Source organism: Pseudarthrobacter sp. SL88, assembly GCF_026672455.1.
Lineage (GTDB): Bacteria > Actinomycetota > Actinomycetes > Actinomycetales > Micrococcaceae > Arthrobacter.
The window spans coordinates 1904709-1922546 of sequence record NZ_JAPPRD010000001.1; the positions used below are offsets into that span (position 1 = coordinate 1904709).

The 17838-nt window shown below is 65.1% G+C and carries 19 protein-coding genes; 7 read left to right on the top strand and 12 right to left on the bottom strand.

The features are described from left to right. Positions 1-63 precede the first annotated feature (63 nt). Together OVA06_RS08800 and OVA06_RS08805 are read left to right on the top strand one after the other, a co-directional pair. The gene (locus OVA06_RS08800; RefSeq protein ID WP_268157675.1) at positions 64-819 is read left to right on the top strand and encodes an alpha/beta fold hydrolase; all 756 of its coding nucleotides are present in this window, start codon (positions 64-66) and stop codon (positions 817-819) included. 217 nt (positions 820-1036) lie between these two features. Next, on the top strand, positions 1037-1273 hold the full coding sequence (locus OVA06_RS08805) for a hypothetical protein (RefSeq protein WP_268157677.1): 237 nt from the start codon (positions 1037-1039) through the stop codon (positions 1271-1273). Between the two features lie 1045 nt (positions 1274-2318). Here OVA06_RS08805 and OVA06_RS08810 read toward each other — a convergent pair. The 4 genes from OVA06_RS08810 to OVA06_RS08825 all read right to left on the bottom strand — a co-directional run bounded on the left by OVA06_RS08810 (position 2319) and on the right by OVA06_RS08825 (position 5949). After that, on the bottom strand, positions 2319-3917 hold the full coding sequence (locus OVA06_RS08810) for an ABC-F family ATP-binding cassette domain-containing protein (RefSeq protein WP_056079041.1): 1599 nt from the start codon (positions 3915-3917) through the stop codon (positions 2319-2321). A 143-nt stretch (positions 3918-4060) separates the two neighbouring features. Further along, a complete protein-coding gene (locus OVA06_RS08815; protein WP_268157679.1) occupies positions 4061-5125 on the bottom strand; it encodes a spore photoproduct lyase family protein in 1065 nt (354 codons plus the stop codon). Positions 5126-5170: 45 nt separating this feature from the next. Continuing rightward, positions 5171-5338, bottom strand: a complete 168-nt coding sequence (locus tag OVA06_RS08820; RefSeq protein ID WP_235501487.1) for a hypothetical protein — start codon at positions 5336-5338, stop codon at positions 5171-5173. A gap of 53 nt (positions 5339-5391) precedes the next feature. Further along, complete coding sequence (locus tag OVA06_RS08825; RefSeq protein ID WP_268157681.1) at positions 5392-5949, bottom strand: GNAT family N-acetyltransferase; 558 nt, start codon at positions 5947-5949, stop codon at positions 5392-5394. A 146-nt stretch (positions 5950-6095) separates the two neighbouring features. Between OVA06_RS08825 and OVA06_RS08830 the strand changes: the two genes are divergently transcribed. The 4 genes from OVA06_RS08830 (at position 6096) to OVA06_RS08845 (ending at position 9123) form a co-directional block, all read left to right on the top strand. Continuing rightward, on the top strand, positions 6096-6875 hold the full coding sequence (locus OVA06_RS08830; protein WP_268157683.1) for an isocitrate lyase/PEP mutase family protein: 780 nt from the start codon (positions 6096-6098) through the stop codon (positions 6873-6875). A 204-nt stretch (positions 6876-7079) separates the two neighbouring features. Next, positions 7080-7730: a biotin transporter BioY gene (locus tag OVA06_RS08835; protein ID WP_268157685.1), complete on the top strand. Its 651-nt coding sequence runs from the start codon at positions 7080-7082 to the stop codon at positions 7728-7730. Positions 7731-7741: 11 nt separating this feature from the next. Beyond that, positions 7742-8488 (top strand): energy-coupling factor ABC transporter ATP-binding protein, encoded by a 747-nt coding sequence (locus tag OVA06_RS08840; RefSeq protein ID WP_268157688.1) that lies wholly within the window; start codon positions 7742-7744, stop codon positions 8486-8488. Next, entirely contained in the window at positions 8485-9123 is a 639-nt protein-coding gene (locus tag OVA06_RS08845) for an energy-coupling factor transporter transmembrane component T family protein (protein WP_268157690.1), read from the top strand. Before OVA06_RS08840 ends, OVA06_RS08845 begins: the two co-directional genes overlap by 4 nt. 19 nt (positions 9124-9142) lie before the next feature. Here the strand turns inward: OVA06_RS08845 and OVA06_RS08850 are convergent, their stop codons facing one another. Continuing rightward, positions 9143-10324, bottom strand: a complete 1182-nt coding sequence (locus tag OVA06_RS08850; protein WP_268157692.1) for a thiolase family protein — start codon at positions 10322-10324, stop codon at positions 9143-9145. Further along, a complete protein-coding gene (locus tag OVA06_RS08855; protein ID WP_056079016.1) occupies positions 10314-11720 on the bottom strand; it encodes a class I adenylate-forming enzyme family protein in 1407 nt (468 codons plus the stop codon). Before OVA06_RS08855 ends, OVA06_RS08850 begins: the two co-directional genes overlap by 11 nt. A gap of 58 nt (positions 11721-11778) precedes the next feature. Here OVA06_RS08855 and ypfJ point away from each other — a divergent pair, with 58 nt between their 5' ends. After that, on the top strand, positions 11779-12666 hold the full coding sequence (gene ypfJ, locus OVA06_RS08860) for a KPN_02809 family neutral zinc metallopeptidase (protein ID WP_056079014.1): 888 nt from the start codon (positions 11779-11781) through the stop codon (positions 12664-12666). A 65-nt stretch (positions 12667-12731) separates the two neighbouring features. Here ypfJ and OVA06_RS08865 read toward each other — a convergent pair whose 3' ends face one another. Genes OVA06_RS08865 through OVA06_RS08890 form a run of 6 tightly spaced genes read right to left on the bottom strand, consistent with a single transcriptional unit; the run spans position 12732 to position 17838 of the window. Next, on the bottom strand, positions 12732-13064 hold the full coding sequence (locus tag OVA06_RS08865; protein WP_045732257.1) for a metal-sulfur cluster assembly factor: 333 nt from the start codon (positions 13062-13064) through the stop codon (positions 12732-12734). 12 nt (positions 13065-13076) lie between these two features. Further along, a complete protein-coding gene (gene sufC / locus OVA06_RS08870; protein ID WP_056079011.1) occupies positions 13077-13871 on the bottom strand; it encodes a Fe-S cluster assembly ATPase SufC in 795 nt (264 codons plus the stop codon). Positions 13872-13913: 42 nt separating this feature from the next. Further along, the gene (locus OVA06_RS08875) at positions 13914-14270 is read right to left on the bottom strand and encodes a non-heme iron oxygenase ferredoxin subunit (RefSeq protein WP_015937043.1); all 357 of its coding nucleotides are present in this window, start codon (positions 14268-14270) and stop codon (positions 13914-13916) included. A gap of 21 nt (positions 14271-14291) precedes the next feature. Further along, complete coding sequence (gene sufD, locus OVA06_RS08880; RefSeq protein ID WP_056079008.1) at positions 14292-15533, bottom strand: Fe-S cluster assembly protein SufD; 1242 nt, start codon at positions 15531-15533, stop codon at positions 14292-14294. After that, on the bottom strand, positions 15533-16996 hold the full coding sequence (sufB, locus tag OVA06_RS08885) for a Fe-S cluster assembly protein SufB (RefSeq protein WP_056079005.1): 1464 nt from the start codon (positions 16994-16996) through the stop codon (positions 15533-15535). Before sufB ends, sufD begins: the two co-directional genes overlap by 1 nt. Continuing rightward, entirely contained in the window at positions 16996-17838 is an 843-nt protein-coding gene (locus OVA06_RS08890) for a helix-turn-helix transcriptional regulator (RefSeq protein WP_390896643.1), read from the bottom strand. Before OVA06_RS08890 ends, sufB begins: the two co-directional genes overlap by 1 nt.

Below are 17838 nucleotides of genomic sequence, written 5' to 3' on the forward strand. Positions count from 1 at the left end.
TTGGCAAATTCATGACATAAATAGTGACATACCGTTGTCCGGAGAGCCTGCAAGGGTATGGACATGACAACTACTGCAAATCCCCCGCTCATCCTCGTCATCGCCGGCCACTGGCTGGGCGCCTGGGCCTGGGATGAAGTGCTGGGACACCTGGCACCCGGCAACGCCCGGGCAATCGCGATGACGCTGCCTGGTCTCGACGGGGACGACCCGCAACGTGCGGCGAGGACCCTCGACGATCAATCCGCAGCGGTCTTGGACGTCATCACCCAACTAGGGGTCACCGAGGATCAGCCGGCAACCCTGGTGGCTCACAGCGGGGCAAACGCCCCGGTCAGCCTTGTCCTTGACCAACATCCCGAGCTGGTCCATCGAGTGGTGTGGGTCGACTCCGGCCCCGTGGCAACGGGAAGCGCCTTCGGCCCGGGCCTACCGGAGGACGTGGAGGAGCTGCCGCTTCCCTCTTTCGACGTACTCGCACAGCAAGCGAGCCTCGAAGGCCTGAGCGCAGAGGTCCTTGAGCGTTTCAGGGGCCGGGCCGTCCCTGAGCCCGGGCCCGTGCTTCGCCAGCGGGTCGAACTCACCAACAGTGCCCGCCGCAAAGTCCGGACCACCCTGGTGTGCTGCTCGATCCCCAGCGCGAAAGTGCTGGAGCTGGCACGTGCAGGCCATCCCATGTTCGCCGAGGTCGCGAACATCGAGCACCTCGACGTCATTGACCTCCCGACGGGGCATTGGCCTATGTGGAGCCGTCCCCGCGACCTCGCCAAGGCCATTGAGTCGGCAGGCAGGTGGGCGTCATTCCCTCATCGCGGTTGATGATGACAACGCTGCCCTATCCCGGGAAGCCCGGACCCAACGATTGGTTCGAGGTTTGCGAACGCTACCTGCAGGGCTACCGGACGCGGCCATGACTGGAGCGCCCGGTTAGGAATCTCCTTATCCCCCTCCGAACAGCCGAGGTGCTGCGCAGCCTTACCCAGATCCACACAATGAAGCCCTTCCCGGGCCACCCGGGAAGGGCTTCATTGTGTCCATGTTCAGGCTGAACCAATTCTTAGTCACCACCACCGCCTCCACCGCCGTCAGCACCGCCACCACCACTGCCATCAGGACCGCCACCATCCGCATCAGTGCCGCCACGTTCGTCAGAAGACGCAGCCGCACCTCCTACGACCACTCCGTAGTCACCGTGACCTCCGCCGGTACGGGTGGATGCCGAACCCCTGGAGGCCCGCCGGCGGCGCCGCGTGATCTCGCCGGAAACGAATAGCACCAATGCCAGCGCTGCCACCCCGATGAAGAAAGCCAGCATCTTCATTTCGCCTTCGTCCACGTCAGAATCCATTCAGAAAGTTCAGCGTGAGGACCAACCCCACCGTCCAAGTTTTACGTATGGCCTCGGGATTACACCGCCGCAAGCGCCGTGTTCTGGGTTGAAGTCCTGCGACTGGTGTGCGGTAGTGGATCCCCTTCCGGGCACGTGGGCGGCTGTGCAGACGACTGTGGACATTCCGTGCAGACGACTTCGGAAAATGACACTGCGGTTTCGTGAACCTGACGTTCAGGGTGTCCCGTATACCCTGCCCGCAAAATTGCCCGGTGAAGGTGCCCTATACGCTACACACCAATGTGTACCGAGAGCGGTGACGTACTCGACATCTCCGGCCAGCCAGGCTCTTGCAAAGGCGGCGAAACCCTGTTCCTTAGAGACCGACACAGGACGCTCGGAAGACCATGCTTCGCGTCCTTTTCCGGTCATAGCATCCGGTGTTCTCACGCGAAGTGGCCCGCGAGTCATCCCCACACAGGACGGGCGTGGGCGAATCACCCAGACGGAACGTTCGGCGCCGGATCAGACATGCGCGGAGACGGCCGCCGCCCGGTGACGCCACCGGAACCAAAATTACTCATGACCTACGCTTGAGCACAGTGAAGCCAGCCCCTTGGCGGCACCGCCAGTCGCTGTTCAAGCCGACGGCGCACCTCGGGCCTTCCTCACGCGGGATCGGGTATAGGGCCGTATCACGCCAACTACCGTCCGCTCGTCGTTGAACGTGCCTGAGCACACCCACCGCCTCCGGCTAGGCACCAATCCGCTTTATGGCCGCTCGTGAACGGATATTCAAGACATCGGCCTTCAGGCGCACTCGCTCGATACCGTGGGCTAATGCGGCGTCCAGCGGGAGCCGTTTGGGGTCCGTGTTAACCCCGCTTCCCATACATGGGGAGCATTAGCGGTCCATCCACTCAGGTCTTCCAATGGCCGCGAACAATGCCGGCAGGTCCCCGTCCGGCGTCGGGCCGCTTCGCACTGCCTAGGCCAGCGTGATCAGGTCCAGGTAGTCCTCGTTCCAGTGGTCCTCGACGCCGTCGGGCAGCAGCACAACGCGTTCGGGGTTCAGCGCCTCAACGGCGCCTTCATCATGGCTGACAAGGACGACGGCGCCGGTGTAGTTCCGGAGCGCGCCGAGGATTTCCGCGCGGCTGGCGGGGTCCAGGTTGTTGGTGGGTTCGTCGAGAAGCAGGACGTTGGCGCTGGACGCCACGATGGTGGCCAGTGCCAGGCGGGTCTTCTCACCGCCGGACAGGACGCCCGCGGGCTTGTCGACGTCGTCACCGGAGAACAGGAATGAACCCAGGATGCCGCGGACCTCAGCGTCCTTCATGTCAGGTGCGGATGACCGCATGTTCTCGAGAACGGTGCGGTTGACGTCGAGGGTTTCGTGTTCCTGAGCGTAGTAGCCAACTTTAAGCCCGTGCCCCGGCACGATTTCGCCGGTGTCCGGCTGGTCTACGCCGGCAAGCATGCGCAGCAGCGTGGTTTTGCCGGCACCGTTGAGGCCGAGGATGACCACTTTGGAGCCGCGGTCGATGGCGAGGTCCACGTCCGTGAAGATCTCCAGGGAGCCATAAGACTTGCTGAGCCCGTCTGCGGTGAGCGGGGTCTTGCCGCACGGCGACGGATCCGGGAACCGGAGGGCGGCCACACGGTCGTTCTCGCGGACGGCTTCGAGGCCACTGAGGAGCCGCTCAGCACGCTTGGCCATGTTCTGCGCGGCCACGGCTTTGGTGGCCTTTGCCCGCATCTTGTTGGCCTGGTCGAAGAGGACCTGGGCCTTCTTCTCGGCATTGGCACGTTCCCGCTTGCGGGCGCGCTCATCCGTTTCGCGCTGGGTGAGGTACCGCTTCCAGTCCATGTTGTAGAAATCGATCTGGGCCCGGTTGGCGTCCAGCAGGAACACCTTGTTGACCGTGGCTTCGAGGAGTTCGGTGTCGTGGCTGATGACAATGAGACCGCCCTGGTGGTTCTTCAGGAAGTCGCGAAGCCAGGCAATGGAATCGGCGTCGAGGTGGTTGGTGGGCTCGTCCAGGAGCATGGTCTCGGCATCCGAGTACAGGATCCGGGCCAGTTCCACGCGGCGGCGCTGGCCACCGGAAAGTGTTTTGAGCGGCTGGTTCAGGAGCCGGTCAGGCAGTGCCAGGTTCGAGCAGATGGATGCGGCTTCGGCCTCCGCGGCGTAGCCGCCCGCTGCCAGGAACTCGGATTCCAGCCGGTCGTACCGGTTCATGGCCTTCTGCTGCACGGCAGCGTCTTCGCTTGCCATCTCGTCATGGGCCTTGCGGAGCTTACCGACGACGACGTCCAAACCACGGGCAGAGAGGATCCGGTCCCGCGCCAGCTGCTCCATGTCCGGGGTGCGCGGGTCCTGCGGCAGGTAGCCGATCTCGCCGCTGCGGGTCACCTTGCCGGCTGCGGGAAGCCCCTCGCCTGCAAGGACGCGGGTGAGGGTGGTCTTGCCCGCTCCGTTGCGTCCCACCAGGCCGATCTTGTCGCCCTTATCGATGCGGAAGCTCACCTGATCCATCAGGAGCCGGGCACCGGCGCGGAGTTCAAGATCCTGGACAGTAATCACAGAAGGTAAGGCCTTTCACAACGGGGAACGCCGCAGCCCCAACAGGATATGGCGGGGGCTGGAGGCAGAGTGGCCGGAGAACGGCCTTGACAAGTCTACCGTCCATGCCAAGGAAACCGGACCTTCCGGCGCGGACCGGAACATCAGAAGGCGTAGCGGACCCGGCAATAGGGGGCGATCTCCTCGATCAGTGCCGTCAGCTGCCGTACATAGCGGCCCTTGCTTCCGCTGCGGTAACGGACGTTGCTGAAGCCGTTGGAGGAGGTCTTGGACTCCTGCAGGTCCGGACGCCAGAGGACCTTCTCAGCCTGCGGGTGCCATCCGAGGTTGACCTTGTGAAGTCCCTCATTATGGGTCAGGAAGATCACTTCCGCTGCAAGCTGCGCTTTGGCTGCGGGCGTCACGTTGGCGTCGAGCTGTTGAAGCAGTTCACGCCAGTCCTCAAGCCAGGTCTCGGTGACCACCACCGGGGAGAAATTGACGTGCACCTCGTACCCGGCGTCGACGAAGTCGTTGATCGCGGCAATGCGTTCGGCTACCGGGGACGTCCGGACATCTATGGACTTCGCCAGGTGCGCGGGCATCAGCGAAAAGCGAATCCGGCTGTGCCCGCCGTGGTCCCACGTGAGCATGTCGCTGTTGACGTACTTCGTAGCGAATGACAGCTTGGCGGTGGGCAGTTCCCGGAATAGCCCAACCAGGTCCTCTACGTTGTCACTGATCAGCGCATCCACGGAGCAGTCACTGTTTTCACCGATGTCATAGACCCAGAGTTCGGGATCGCATTGGTTGGGTTCGAGCTTGATGCCCTGCTTCATGACGTGCCGTTCAAGCGTCGCAGCGATCTGGTTGATGTTGGCAAAAACGGTAACCGGGTTGCTGTAACCCTTATGGCGGGGGACGTAGCAATAGGCGCAGGCCATGGCGCACCCGTTCGCCGTGGAGGGGGCGATGAAGTCTGCCGATCGCCCGTTGGGCTTCACGGTCAAGGACTTTTTCACTCCGAGGACCAGCGCCTCGGTCTTGATCCTGGACCACCGCGGCACGTTGGTCTCGTCGCCGTGCAGCTCCGGGATGTTCCAGTGGTTCTCGACAGGTACGACGTCGGCGTCCGGCCAGCGCTCGACGATCTCGCGGCCACGGGGCAATTCCAGCGCCTCCGGCTGGGCGAAGATGCGCCGGATCTGCAGGAGCCGGTTAAATTCCATGAGGCTATTCTTCCGAACCGCTGCAGCCGCTGCGGGCGGTTAAGCCTAGGGCTCACGCTGTTCGGCTACCTCCAGCGCACCAGCTTCTTCGATGCTGCCCGCGCTCCGGACCCGGTCAGCAGCGAGGATTCCGTCCCGCACCGCTGCCCTGATAACGCCGTAAAGAATGTAAAAGAAGACAAGCGGCAGCACCACGAATACGACAATTTCCAAAACTTCCCCCAAACATGCAACTGCCAGGAACGGCCTTGCCAGCGTACGTCCTGTTACTCGACGACGGTAGTTGCCTTGTAGGCCTGTATTGGAAGTGGCGCAACGTCCGGAGCTGGATCCGTCAGCAGCCGCGCATGGGTCTCCACGTCGAACCGTTGGCTGCCGTACCTGAGTTTCTTGCGTTCTATGCCTTCAGGAACAAAGCCCGCGCGGGTAGCGACATTGCAGGATGCGGGATTGTTAACGCGATGCCCCAGCTCAAGCCGGAACAACCCCTCCTGGAACGCGACCGAAGCAACCGTGGCAAGAGCCCGGGCGGCCAGACCGCGCCCCCGATAGGGCGATGCCAGCCAGTATGAAGCCCAGGCAGTCCCGTGACGCCGTTCAACTCCCGAAAGCCCGACGTTGCCGATCGCCACGTAGTCGACGCATATTGCCCAGTTCCTCCGAGTTTCACTCATCACCAAATACTCATTTATGTATTTCTGCGAGCTACCCAGGCTTCCCAGATCGACTCCGCCAAATTGGGCCTGCAAATCCTGATCTCCCCCATTGGCGGTGCACAGTGCAGCGGCGTCCTCAGTCGTCCACGGGCGAAGTTCAACAATCATGCCTCCCATCCTGCCCCGCAAAGGCAGCAGTCGGTGGTAAGCGGTACTCCCGCCCTGCGCGAACTTGCCTTGCCTTGAGGCCACCCCATGTGTGTAGGTAGGAATTGCAAAGACGTGCCTGACCTACGGATAAGGAACAACCACGAATGACTGGAACAACAACAGTGGAGCGCGCCCAGCAGCTCAAGGCCCTCCACGAAGCACCCGAGATCCTCCAGGTAGTCAACGTGTGGGACGCCATCAGCGCGGCAACCGTCGCGGGCCTCCCTCAGACTAAAGCGATCGCGACGGCGGGCCACTCGATCGCAGCCGCACTTGGCTACGCGGATGGCGCCATGCCGTTGGACGTTGCCCTCGAAGGCGCAAAGCGCATCGTCGACGCCGTCGACCTGCCCGTCACCGCGGACCTCGACGACGGCTACCAGGACCCTGCCGAGACCATCCGGCGGGCCATCGGACTCGGTATTGCCGGTGCCAACGTCGAGGACAGGCTACGGCCGTTCGATGAAGCAGTCTCCCGCGTAGCGGCGATCGTCCGGGCCGCCGACGCGGAAGGCGTCCCCTTCCAGTTGAACGCGCGCACGGATGCGCTGGTCCGCGGCGGGGACCGGCCCGTACAGGACAGCATCGAGGATGCCATTGCCCGGGGCCGTGCCTTCCTCGACGCCGGTGCGGCATTGGTCTTTGTCCCTGGCGCCCTGACCCGGGACGTCATCGAACCCCTCGTCGACGGCCTCGGCCGCGGAAAGCTGTCCATTATTGGCGCCCCCGGTGCGCTCCCGGCAGCCCAACTCCAGGAACTTGGCGTGGCGAGGGTGTCGTACGGCCCCTTCACCCAAAGGGTGGCACTCCGGGCCCTGCGCGACCTTGCCACGGATCTGTACGGAGCCGGTGTCATTCCCACTGATACTCCGGCGCTGAACTAGCGAGGGAACGGCGGGAGAGACGGCATGCCAGATGCCGTCCCTCCCGCAACGGCGAGCCAACCAGCCGGTTCCGCCCGCCGTTGTGCCCTGCCCCCAATCTCCGGGCCCGCCGCTTAGTAGGTCCCCTACAAAATGGGCCCTGTTCCGTCCCAGTAACGTCGGCTGTACATTAGATTCCGCTTGTACAACCCCGACAGGACCGCCATGAGCAACACCGACACTGCCGTCACCTCAGACCTTCCATCCGGGCGCCGCCGCTGGAACGCCACCGACCTTGGACTCATCGGCGTCTTCGCCGCACTGGTGGCCGGCGCCGCGCTCGTGCCGGGCCTGGCGGTGAACGGCTTCGGCGTCCCCATCACCTTCCAGACCCTCGCCGTCATGCTGACCGGCCTGGTGCTCGGACCCGGAAGGGGCTTCGCCGCCGTCGGCCTCTACACCCTCCTGGGCCTTGCCGGGCTGCCCATCTTCAGCCAGGGCCGCAGCGGCTTGGGCATCCTTGCCGGCCCGTCCGCGGGCTACATCATCGCTTTTCCCATAGCTGCCGCACTTGTCGGATGGCTGGCAACGGTGGTGATCCGCCGCACCACCAAGGCCCGCGCGCTGTGGTTCTTCCTCGCGGCCACGGTGACCAGCATTGTCACCGTCCACACCCTGGGCGTCGCCGGCATCGCGATCAACGCCAAAACCACCCTTGGCCAGGCCTTCCTCAGCGACGTCGTCTTCTACCCAGGGGACATCGTCAAGAACGTCCTCGCCGCCGGGATCGCCGTTGCCCTGCACCGCGCCTTCCCGGACATTCTGGTCCGCCGCTCGCGCCGCAGCCAGTCACCTGTCCAGCGCGCCAAGGCCTAGGAAGAACGTCAGTGCCAGTTGTCGCCTTTGACCAGGTAACGGTCACCGTAGAAACGGACCACTCCCCCACGCCCAAGGTCCTCCTCGACGGGGTGAACCTCCGCCTGGCGGAACGTCGCGTGGGCGTCATCGGCTCCAACGGTTCCGGCAAGTCCACGCTGCTGCGCCTGGTAAACGGACTCATTCAGCCAACGGCGGGCAAAGTAGCTGTCGACGGCGACGATACAGTCCGCTCGGTCCGGAAAGTCCGCCGGAGCGTCGGCTTCGTCTTCACCGACCCGCTTTCCCAGCTGGTCATGCCCACCGGCCGGGAGGACGTTGAGCTGTCGCTGCGCCGCTCTGTCCGGAACGGCCGCGAACGGCAAACCATGGCCGAAGCCGCACTCGACCACCTCGGCCTGCTGCCCCTGGCCGACCAAAGCATCTACGAACTCTCCGGCGGGGAACGCCAGTTGATGGCACTCGCGGCGGTCCTGGCCGTCAACCCCTCGGTGCTGGTCCTGGACGAACCGTCCACGCTCCTGGATCTCAGGAACCGGGAACTGCTGCGCCATACCCTTGGAGGACTGGAGCAGCAGGTCATCATGTCCACCCATGACCTCGAGCTGGCCCTGGACATGGACCGGGTCCTGGTGATCGAGAACGGAACGGTGGCGTTCGACGGCGCTCCGGCAGACGCCGTCGCCTTCTACCGTGCCCTGTGCCTGGACGGCATGCGGCACCCCACCGGCCCGGCCACCGGTCCGGCCACGCCATGAGGGGCCACGGGTTCCTGCTGGCCAACTATGTGCCGGGCAACTCCTTCATCCACCGGTCGCCCCTGGCCCTGAAATTCCTGCTGGTGTTCGCCTGCGGCCTGGCATCGTTCCTGGTTGTCGACTGGGGCGTATCCCTGGCGGTGCTGGCTGCGCTGTGCGGGCTGTTCCTTTTGACCGGAGCCGGGCCGAAGCGGCTGGGGCGTGTGGTCCGCCCGCTGTTTCCGGTGCTCCTGGTGATCGGGCTCTTCCAGTGGTGGCAGCTGGGTGCGCCCACAGCGGGCAGGATCGTCCTGAACATCCTGGTCTGCGTGGTGGCCGCGTCCCTGCTGACGGCCACCACCCCCGTCCAGAGGATCCTGGACGGCGTGGTTGCGGCCGCAACACCATTCCAGCGTTTCGGAGCCGATCCGGAGCGGTTCGCACTCACCATCGGAGTCATGCTGCGCAGCATCCCCTACATCGCCGGCGCCTTCGCCGACGTCAGGGATTCCGCAAGGGCACGGGGGCTGGAGCGGAACCCGCGGGCACTGGTTTTGCCGGTTTTCATCACCTCGGTGGCCTACGCCCGGCAGACCGGTGAGGCGCTCGCCGCCAGGGGGCTCGGAGACGCTGGAGACGACGGCCCCGGGGACTAAGCGGCGGACGGACTGCGGGTCAGTCCAGGTGTCCGTAGCGCAGCAGGGCCGCCGTTCCCATGCCGCCGGCGCTGCTGATCATGGCCAGCCCCAGGCTACGGGGCGTTCCTTCCCTCCGCGCCTGGGCAAGCAGCCTGGTCACCAGCACGGCGCCGGAGGCACCGTAGGCGTGCCCCAGGGCAAGCGCTCCGCCGTCAAGATTGGCGCGGGCAGGATCTATGCCCAATTCATCAAAGCAGGCCAGAACCTGGGAGGCGAACGCCTCGTTGAATTCCACCAGGTCCAGCCCGGCAGCCTCCACGCCATGGGCGGACAGCAGTCTCCGTGCCGCCTCGGCGGCACCCACGCCCAGCACGTCCGGTTCCACCCCGGCGGTACATGTGCCCAGCACCAGGAGCCCGTCTTCGGCGCCGAGTTCGCGGGCCCGCTGCAGGGAGGTCATCACGACGGCGGACGCCGCGTCCGCGTCGAAGCAGGAGTTTCCAGCGGTGACAGTTCCCCCGGCCACGAACGCGGCGGGGAACCGCCCCATGACTGCAGGGGTGAGACCGCGCCTCGGGCCGTCATCAGCCGCTACCGTCCCTCCGGCCGTAGCCAGCGGAACAATCTCCCGCTCATAGCGGCCCTCCGCCATGGCCTCCAGGGCCTTCCGGTGGCTGCCGAGGGCAAAGGCGTCCTGCCGGTCCCGGGCAATGCCATACCTCCGGGCCACCGTCTCTGCGGCCACACCCATGTCCGGGTCGCCAAAACGTGACGGCACGAACTGGGCGCGGTCGTAGAACTCCGGGCCGCCGTCGGACTTCCTGTGCGCGCGCAAGGGAGCCGTGCTGGTGCTCTCCACTCCCCCCGCGAGATAGAGCGGGTTCCCGCCGGCGGCCACCAGCTGCGCGGCGAGGGCGATCGCGTCCAGGCCGGACCCGCACTGGCGGTCCACGGTGATGCCAGGAACACTCACGGGCAACCCTGCGTCCAGGAGGGCCAGCCGGGCAACATTTCCGCCGCCGCCCACCGCGTTGCCAATGACGACGTCGGTCACCGCGCCGGGTGCCGCGGCAGTTTCGTGGAGCAGGCCGCTGAGCACCGGTGCAAGGAGTTCATGGGCGCGGACGGTCCGCAGGGCGCCATTGGTCCGGCACACAGGGGTCCGGCGGGCCGCGATGATCACGGGCTGGCGGTCCGCCGGAAGAAGGTCAGCTGCCAAGGCTCTTCACCCGTGGATCCCTATGGGCGATCCAGTCCAGCAGCAGGTTGCGGCTGACCTTGCCGCGGTCCGTGACGGGAAGCTCGGCGAGGACGAAGTACTGCAGCGGACGCTTGTCCCGGGCCAGGATGTCCTCCAGGCCTGACCGCAGCTGGGTCGCGGTGATCCCGCCGTGGGACGGGACGACGCCGGCCACCACCTTTTGCCCGCGCAGGTCGTCCGGCATTCCGGCGGCGATGGCGGCGGAAACACCGGGCAATGCGCAGAGCGCCAGCTCCACCTCGTGCGGGTAGACGTTCCGGCCCGAGGTGAGGATCATGTCAGCCCGGCGGCCCAGGATATGCAGCCCGTCCGGGCCGAGGTAACCCTGGTCTCCCACGGTGTGCCAGTCGCCGAAGGACCGCAGGGCCTCGCCGTCGTCGCCCCACAGGTAGCCGTTGCTGACCATGCCGCTGCGCACACAGATGTTCCCGTACCCGCCGTCCGGTACCGGCTGCCCGGCGTCATCAAGGATGCGCACCTCAGCGCCGGGAAACGGCTGTCCTATGCAGGTGCTCCCGACGGCGGGTGGCTGGTGGGCGGACAGGCCGGCACCTGAGACGAAGCTCAGTTCCGAGGCGCCGTAGTACTCGTAAATGGTGGCATTGGGAGCCCAGCGGCGGGCCGCTTCCAGGGTCCTGGCATCAAGCTTTGAACCGGCGCAGACGATGGTCCGGATGCCTGATGCGTCCACACACCCGGTCAGCCCGCGTTCGCTCAGCATCCGCAGCATGGTGGGCACCAGCACCAGGCGGGTCACGCGGTCATGGGTGACGGCTGCGTGGACGTCGCCGACGTCGAAGTGTTCCAGGGTCTGGAATTCGGATCCGGCGTAGAGGCACTCGGCCAGGGCGTAGAGATTCAGGCTGGCGGCCAGCGGTCCGGGGGCGAGTGTCACATCGTCCCGGCGCAGGCCGAAGAACTCGATGGAGGCCTCAAAGGACTCCTGCCACGAACGCCGCGACCGGGTGAACGCCTTTGGCACGGATGTGGTGCCTGACGTGAGGCCGATCAGGAACGTTGAGCCGGGCGCACCGTCCGCCAGGGGATCGTCCGGAGCGACCGCCGCCGGGTCCGCTGACGACTGGACCCGCCGGACGATATCCTCCTGCAGGTGCGCGGGCCAGGCAGGATCCAGGACGGCGCACTGGCGGCCGCCGGCGACGGCCGCGGCAAGCTTCAGCGCGAAATCAGTCGAATTGGCTTCACACAGCGTGGTCACCGATTCCGTCTTCGGAACCATTGCAGCCGCACCGCCCCGCAACTCGGCCCAGGACAGCCGGCGGCCGGCAACGGCCACAGCTGTGCCGTGCGGCCGTTCGGTGGCCCAGCGCTGGATTCGGTCAAGGAAAGGCATCGGATCAACTTTACCGGCGGCCCTGATTGGGCGGCCGATCCGCGGGTATTGTGACGATATGAGTTTCAACGACAATGTGCAGCTCGATCCGTCCCAGGTCCAGGACCGGCGGGGCATGGGCCGCGGCGTAAAAGTCGGCGGCGGCATCGGCGGCGGACTTGTGCTGCTCGTAGCGCTGCTGCTCGGCATCGACCCCAACCTGCTGGGGGGCCTCACCGGTGGTGGAACTGGGGAGCAGCCCCAGACCCAGGGCAGTGCTCCTGCCTGCAGTACCGGCGCCGATGCCGACGCCCGGCTGGACTGCCGGATCACCGGCACGGTCAACAGCCTGAACGCGTTCTGGCCCGGCTACCTGCAGCAGTACAACGTGCAGTACCCGCGGCCGGAAGCCGTGATCTTCACGGGCGGCACCAACACCGGGTGCGGTGCAGCGACCTCCGAGGTAGGCCCGTTCTACTGCCCCACGGACACCACCGCCTACTTCGATCCCGGGTTCTTCCAGGAACTGGTGGACCGGTTCGGTTCCTCCGGCGGTCCGCTCGCGCAGGAGTACGTGGTGGCCCATGAGTTCGGCCACCACATCCAGAATGTCCTCGGTGACCTGGGCCGGGCCCAGCAGGATCCGCAGGGCCCGGAATCCGGTTCCGTCCGAACAGAGCTGCAGGCCGACTGCTATGCCGGGCTGTGGGCCAAATACGCGTCCACGACGCCGAACCCCGATACCGGCCAGCCGTACCTGGAGCCGTTGAAGCAGCAGGACGTCAACGATGCCCTCTCCGCCGCCGCCTCCGTGGGCGACGACCGCATCCAGAAGGCCGCCACCGGACGCGTTTCCCCTGAAGGCTGGACGCATGGTTCCAGCGAGGAACGCCAACGCTGGTTTGCCCGCGGCTACGAGTCCGGCGACATCAAGCAGTGCGACACGTTCAGCGCCCCCACCCTTTAGCCCAAGCACAACGGCCGGTCACCTTCGTGGAGAAGGTGACCGGCCGTCGTCGTACTTCAGGTATTTCAGATGTTGAAGCCGAGGGCCCGCATCTGGTCCTTGCCGTCGTCGGTGATCCGCTCAGGACCCCATGGCGGCATCCACACCCAGTTCAGGCGCCAGTCATCCACAACGCTTTCCAGGGCTTTGCCCACCTGTTCCTCGAGGACATCGGTGAGGGGGCAGGCCGCCGTAGTGAGCGTCATGTCGATCAGGAGCGCACCGTCGTCATCGGAGTACTTCAGGCCGTACAGCAGCCCAAGGTCCACCACGTTGACGCCAAGCTCGGGATCAATGACGTCCTTGAGCGCTTCCTCGACGTCTTCCAGGGCCGTGCGGCCCGGCTTGATTTCGGTCATCGCAAGTCCTAACTAGGCCTGTGCTGCGGCTTCAGCGGCAATGATGGCAGCGCCTGCACCCTTGGCGTAGCGGTCGTAGCCTTCTTCTTCGAGGCGGTCAGCCAGTTCCGGGCCGCCTTCCTCGACAACCTGGCCGTCAACGAAGACGTGGACGTAGTCAGGCTTGATGTAGCGCAGGATGCGGGTGTAGTGCGTGATGAGCAGCGTGCCCATGTTGCCCTCGGCGTGTGCGCGGTTGACGCCTTCGGAAACGATCTTGAGAGCGTCGACGTCCAGGCCGGAGTCCGTCTCGTCCAGCACGGCGAACTTCGGCTTGAAGAGCTCAAGCTGCAGGATCTCCACGCGCTTCTTTTCACCGCCGGAGAAGCCCTCGTTGACGTTGCGCTCGGCGAAGTCGGCGTCGATGCGCAGCTTCCCCATGGCGTCCTTGACGTCCTTGGTCCAGGTGCGCAGCTTGGGTGCTTCGCCGTCGATCGCGGTCTTCGCGGTGCGCAGGAAGTTGGTCATGGTGACGCCGGGAACCTCCACCGGGTACTGCATGGCCAGGAAGACTCCGGCGCGGGCACGCGCGTCAACGCTCATCTCCAGGACGTCTTCGCCGTCCAGGGTGATGGAACCGCTGGTGACCGTGTAGCGGGGGTGGCCTGCGATGGTGGAGGCCAGGGTGGACTTGCCGGATCCGTTGGGGCCCATGATGGCGTGGGTTTCACCCGTGCGGATGGTGAGGCTGACGCCCTTCAGGATCTCCTTGGTGCCCTGTTCCGTCTCAATGCTGACGTGCAGGTCCTTGATCTCAAGAGTTGACATGCTCTTCTTTCTGTTCGTTCGTAAGTCTGTGCTGCGGGGCGCTCAGTAGTTGTTTACTGCCGCGCCGTTCAAAACGTTGGTGACATCCACGTAGACGTCGTCGCCGTCGAGCTCGATGGCGAACACCGGAACGGGGTCGTAGGCGGGAAGCTGGAGTGGCTGGCCGCTGCGCAGGTCGAACTGGGAGCCGTGCCCCCAGCATTCGATCGCGCAGCCTTCCACGTCGCCTTCGGACAGCGAAATGTCAGCGTGCGAGCAGGTGTCGCCGATGGCGTGGATGTCACCCATCGAATCCCTGACCACGGCGACGGGGTAGTCGTCGATCAGGATGCGCAGCGCCTGCTTGACCTTGATGTCATTGGCGCTGCACACCAGCTCGCCCTTGGGCTTACCACTCATGTGTTCCTGCCTGCCTGTCGTCTAGTTTTCCGTTGCCGAGAGTTCGCGTTCCACAGCCTCGGTCAGGCGCTCTTCGAGTGCCGGGACCTTGATCTGCTGGATGATCTCGTTGAGGAAGCCGCGGACCACCAGGCGGCGGGCAACATCCTCAGGGATGCCGCGTGCCATCAGGTAGAACAGGTGCTCGTCGTCGAAACGGCCGGTGGAGCTGGCGTGGCCGGCACCCTCGATCAGGCCGGTCTCGATTTCGAGGTTAGGCACGGAGTCCGCGCGGCAGCCGTCGGTCAGGACCAGGTTCTGGTTCTTCTCGTAGGAGTCGGTGCCTTCGGCCTGCTTCTGGATGAGGACGTCGCCCACCCAGACGGTGTGCGCACCCTTGCCCTGCAGTGCGCCCTTGTAGAGGACGTTCGACTTGCAGTTGGCCAGGTTGTGGTCAACGAACGAACGGTGCTCCAGGTGCTGGCCTGCGTCGGCGAAGTAGAGGCCGAGGAGTTCGGCATCGGCGCCTTCACCGGCGAAGCGGACGTTGGAGTTCAACCGGACGATCTTGCCGCCAAGGGTCACCGCGATGTGCTTGTACACGGCGTCCTTGGAAACCTCGGCGTCGTGCTGGGCCAGGTGGCGTGCGTCGTCTTCCCAGAGCTGGACGGAGACCACGGTCAGCTGGGCGCCTTCACGGACGAAGACCTCCACGTTGCCGTTGTGGTCGGCGGAACCGTCGTGTTCCAGGATCACCACGGCGCGGCTGTTCGCGCCGGCCTCGATGACATGGTGCGTGTTGGTGCGGCGGCCTGCGCCGTTGCCGGTCATGAGCACTCGGATGGGCTGGTCCAGTTCGGCGTCCGCGGGAATGCGGATGAGCTGGGCCTCCTCCACATTTGCGGAAGCGACGACGGCGGCACGGTCTGCGGGGACCAGTGTGGCACCGCGGGGGGCCTCACCGGCGCGGAGGACACCCTGGACAAAGGAGTCCGGGCCTTCGACCGTGACGCCGAGCGCGCCGGCGTCCGAAGGCGAGTCCGAGAGCAGGTTGGCCAGCTCGCGGACCGGGGTGAAGCGCCATTCCTCTTCGCGGCCGTTGGGCAGGGCGAAGTCAGCGACATCGTGGCTGGTGAGGCGCTCCGCGCGGGAGGCCATGACCTGTGTGCCGTGGCTGTGGTGGCGGTCCACCTTGGAGGCGACCAGGTGTTCGCCTTCCTCAGTGAAACCGGCGATTGACGGCGCGCCGATGCGGGCCTTTTCAGTAGTAGCTTCGGCAGTCATTAACCGACGGATCCTTCCATCTGGAGTTCGATGAGGCGGTTCAGCTCGAGGGCGTATTCCATGGGGAGCTCACGGGCGATCGGCTCGATGAAGCCGCGCACGATCATGGCCATGGCCTCGTCCTCGGGCATGCCGCGGGACATGAGGTAGAACAGCTGCTCCTCGCTGACTCGCGAAACAGTTGCCTCGTGTCCCAGCTGTACATCGTCCTCGCGGATGTCGATGTAGGGGTAGGTGTCAGACCGCGAGATGGTGTCCACCAGCAAGGCGTCACAGCGCACGGTGTTGGCGGAGTGCTTGGCGCCTTCGCGGACCTGGACCAGGCCGCGGTAGGCTGCACGGCCGCCGCCGCGGGCCACCGACTTGGAGATGATGGAGCTCTTGGTGTTGGGCGCGATGTGGACCATCTTCGAGCCCGTGTCCTGGTGCTGGCCTTCACCGGCGAACGCGATGGACAGGGTTTCACCCTTGGCGTGCTCACCCACCAGGTACACGGCCGGGTACTTCATGGTCACCTTCGAGCCGATGTTGCCATCCACCCATTCCATGGTGGCGCCTTCTTCGCAGATGGCACGCTTGGTCACCAGGTTGTACACGTTGTTGGACCAGTTCTGGATGGTGGTGTACCGGACGCGGGCGCCCTTCTTGACCACGATTTCCACCACGGCAGAGTGCAGGGAGTCCGACGTGTAGATCGGCGCCGTGCAGCCTTCGATGTAGTGGACGTAAGAGTCCTCGTCGGCGATGATCAGGGTCCGTTCGAACTGGCCCATGTTCTCGGTGTTGATGCGGAAGTAGGCCTGCAGCGGGATGTCCACGTGAACGCCCTTGGGGACGTAAACGAAGGAACCGCCGGACCAGACAGCCGTGTTGAGCGAGGCGAACTTGTTGTCACCAACCGGGATGATGGTGCCGAAGTACTCCTGGAAGATTTCCGGGTGTTCCTTCAGCGCCGTGTCGGTGTCCAGGAAGATGACGCCCTGCTTCTCAAGGTCCTCACGCAGCTGGTGGTAGACAACCTCGGACTCATACTGGGCGGCGACGCCGGAGACCAGGCGCTGCTTTTCAGCCTCGGGGATGCCGAGCTTGTCGTACGTGTTTTTGATGTCCTCGGGCAGTTCCTCCCAGCTGGTGGCCTGCTTCTCCGTGGAGCGCACAAAGTACTTGATGTTGTCGAAGTCGATGCCTGAGAGGTCTGCACCCCAGGTGGGCATGGGCTTGCGGTCGAAGTACTTCAGCCCCTTGAGGCGAAGGTCCAGCATCCACTCAGGCTCGCTCTTCTTAGCCGAGATGTCGCGGACTACCTCTTCGTCGAGTCCACGGCGTGCGTTGGCGCCGACATCGTTCTTGTCAGCCCAGCCGTACTCGTAGTTGCCGATGCCGTGGAGCTCGGGATTCTTTTCCAGAATCTCCGAGATCACAGTGTTTTCGGCTACTGCTTTCTCTGATAGTTGGTCCGTCATCACGGCCTTTCTTGCTGATGGTTTGTTACTTCGTTCAGGCTGGCGGGGGCTGCAGAAGGCCTTGTGGGCCCGGGCGCAGACAGCCTGCCTGTGGGAATGTGGGTGGTGCAGACGTGCCCGCCGCGGGCCAGTGTGGACAGGCGGCGCACGTCGACGCCCACCAGCCGTGAGAACACTTCGGTTTCCACGTCGCAGAACACCGGGAAGCGGGCCGCGAGTTGCTGGATGGGGCAGTGGCCTTGGCACAGCTGGACGCTGGAGAGCGCGGCCGGCAGTGGAGCCTTGGCCTCGATGGAGGCTGCGGACGCAACGAAGTTGTCCCTGCTGAGTGCTTCGGCGAGAGCCCTGGCCCGGTCAGCGATGTCCGGCCCCGCCTTGTCGATTTCGGGGGCGTAGCGCCGTTCCATCTCAGCGAAGCGCTCGACCGCAAAGGCACGGACGGCGTCCGGTCCTGCTGCTTTCTGGAGCTGCTGGAGCGCCAGCGCGGCAATGTCCAGGTAATCGTTGCCCAGGCTCGACTGGCCTTCGGAGCTGAGGACGTAACGGCGCGCGGGGCGTCCGGCACCCGCCCCGGCCCTGGCCACCCTCTTGACTTCGATGATGCCGGCACGGGATAAATGGTCGAGGTGCCGGCGGACTGCCGCCGGAGTGAAGCCCAGCATGTCGCCAAGCTCGGCCGCGCTGACGGGTCCGTGTTCCAGGACAGCCGAGAGCACGCGGTCGCGGGTGCGCTCATCGGCGTCAGCCACGGGACCGGGCACAGTTTGGGCGCGCCCTTCCTGGGCCTGCGCGGCCCCGTGCCCGGCGATAGGCACAGCAGTAGCATTGCTCACGGAATACAC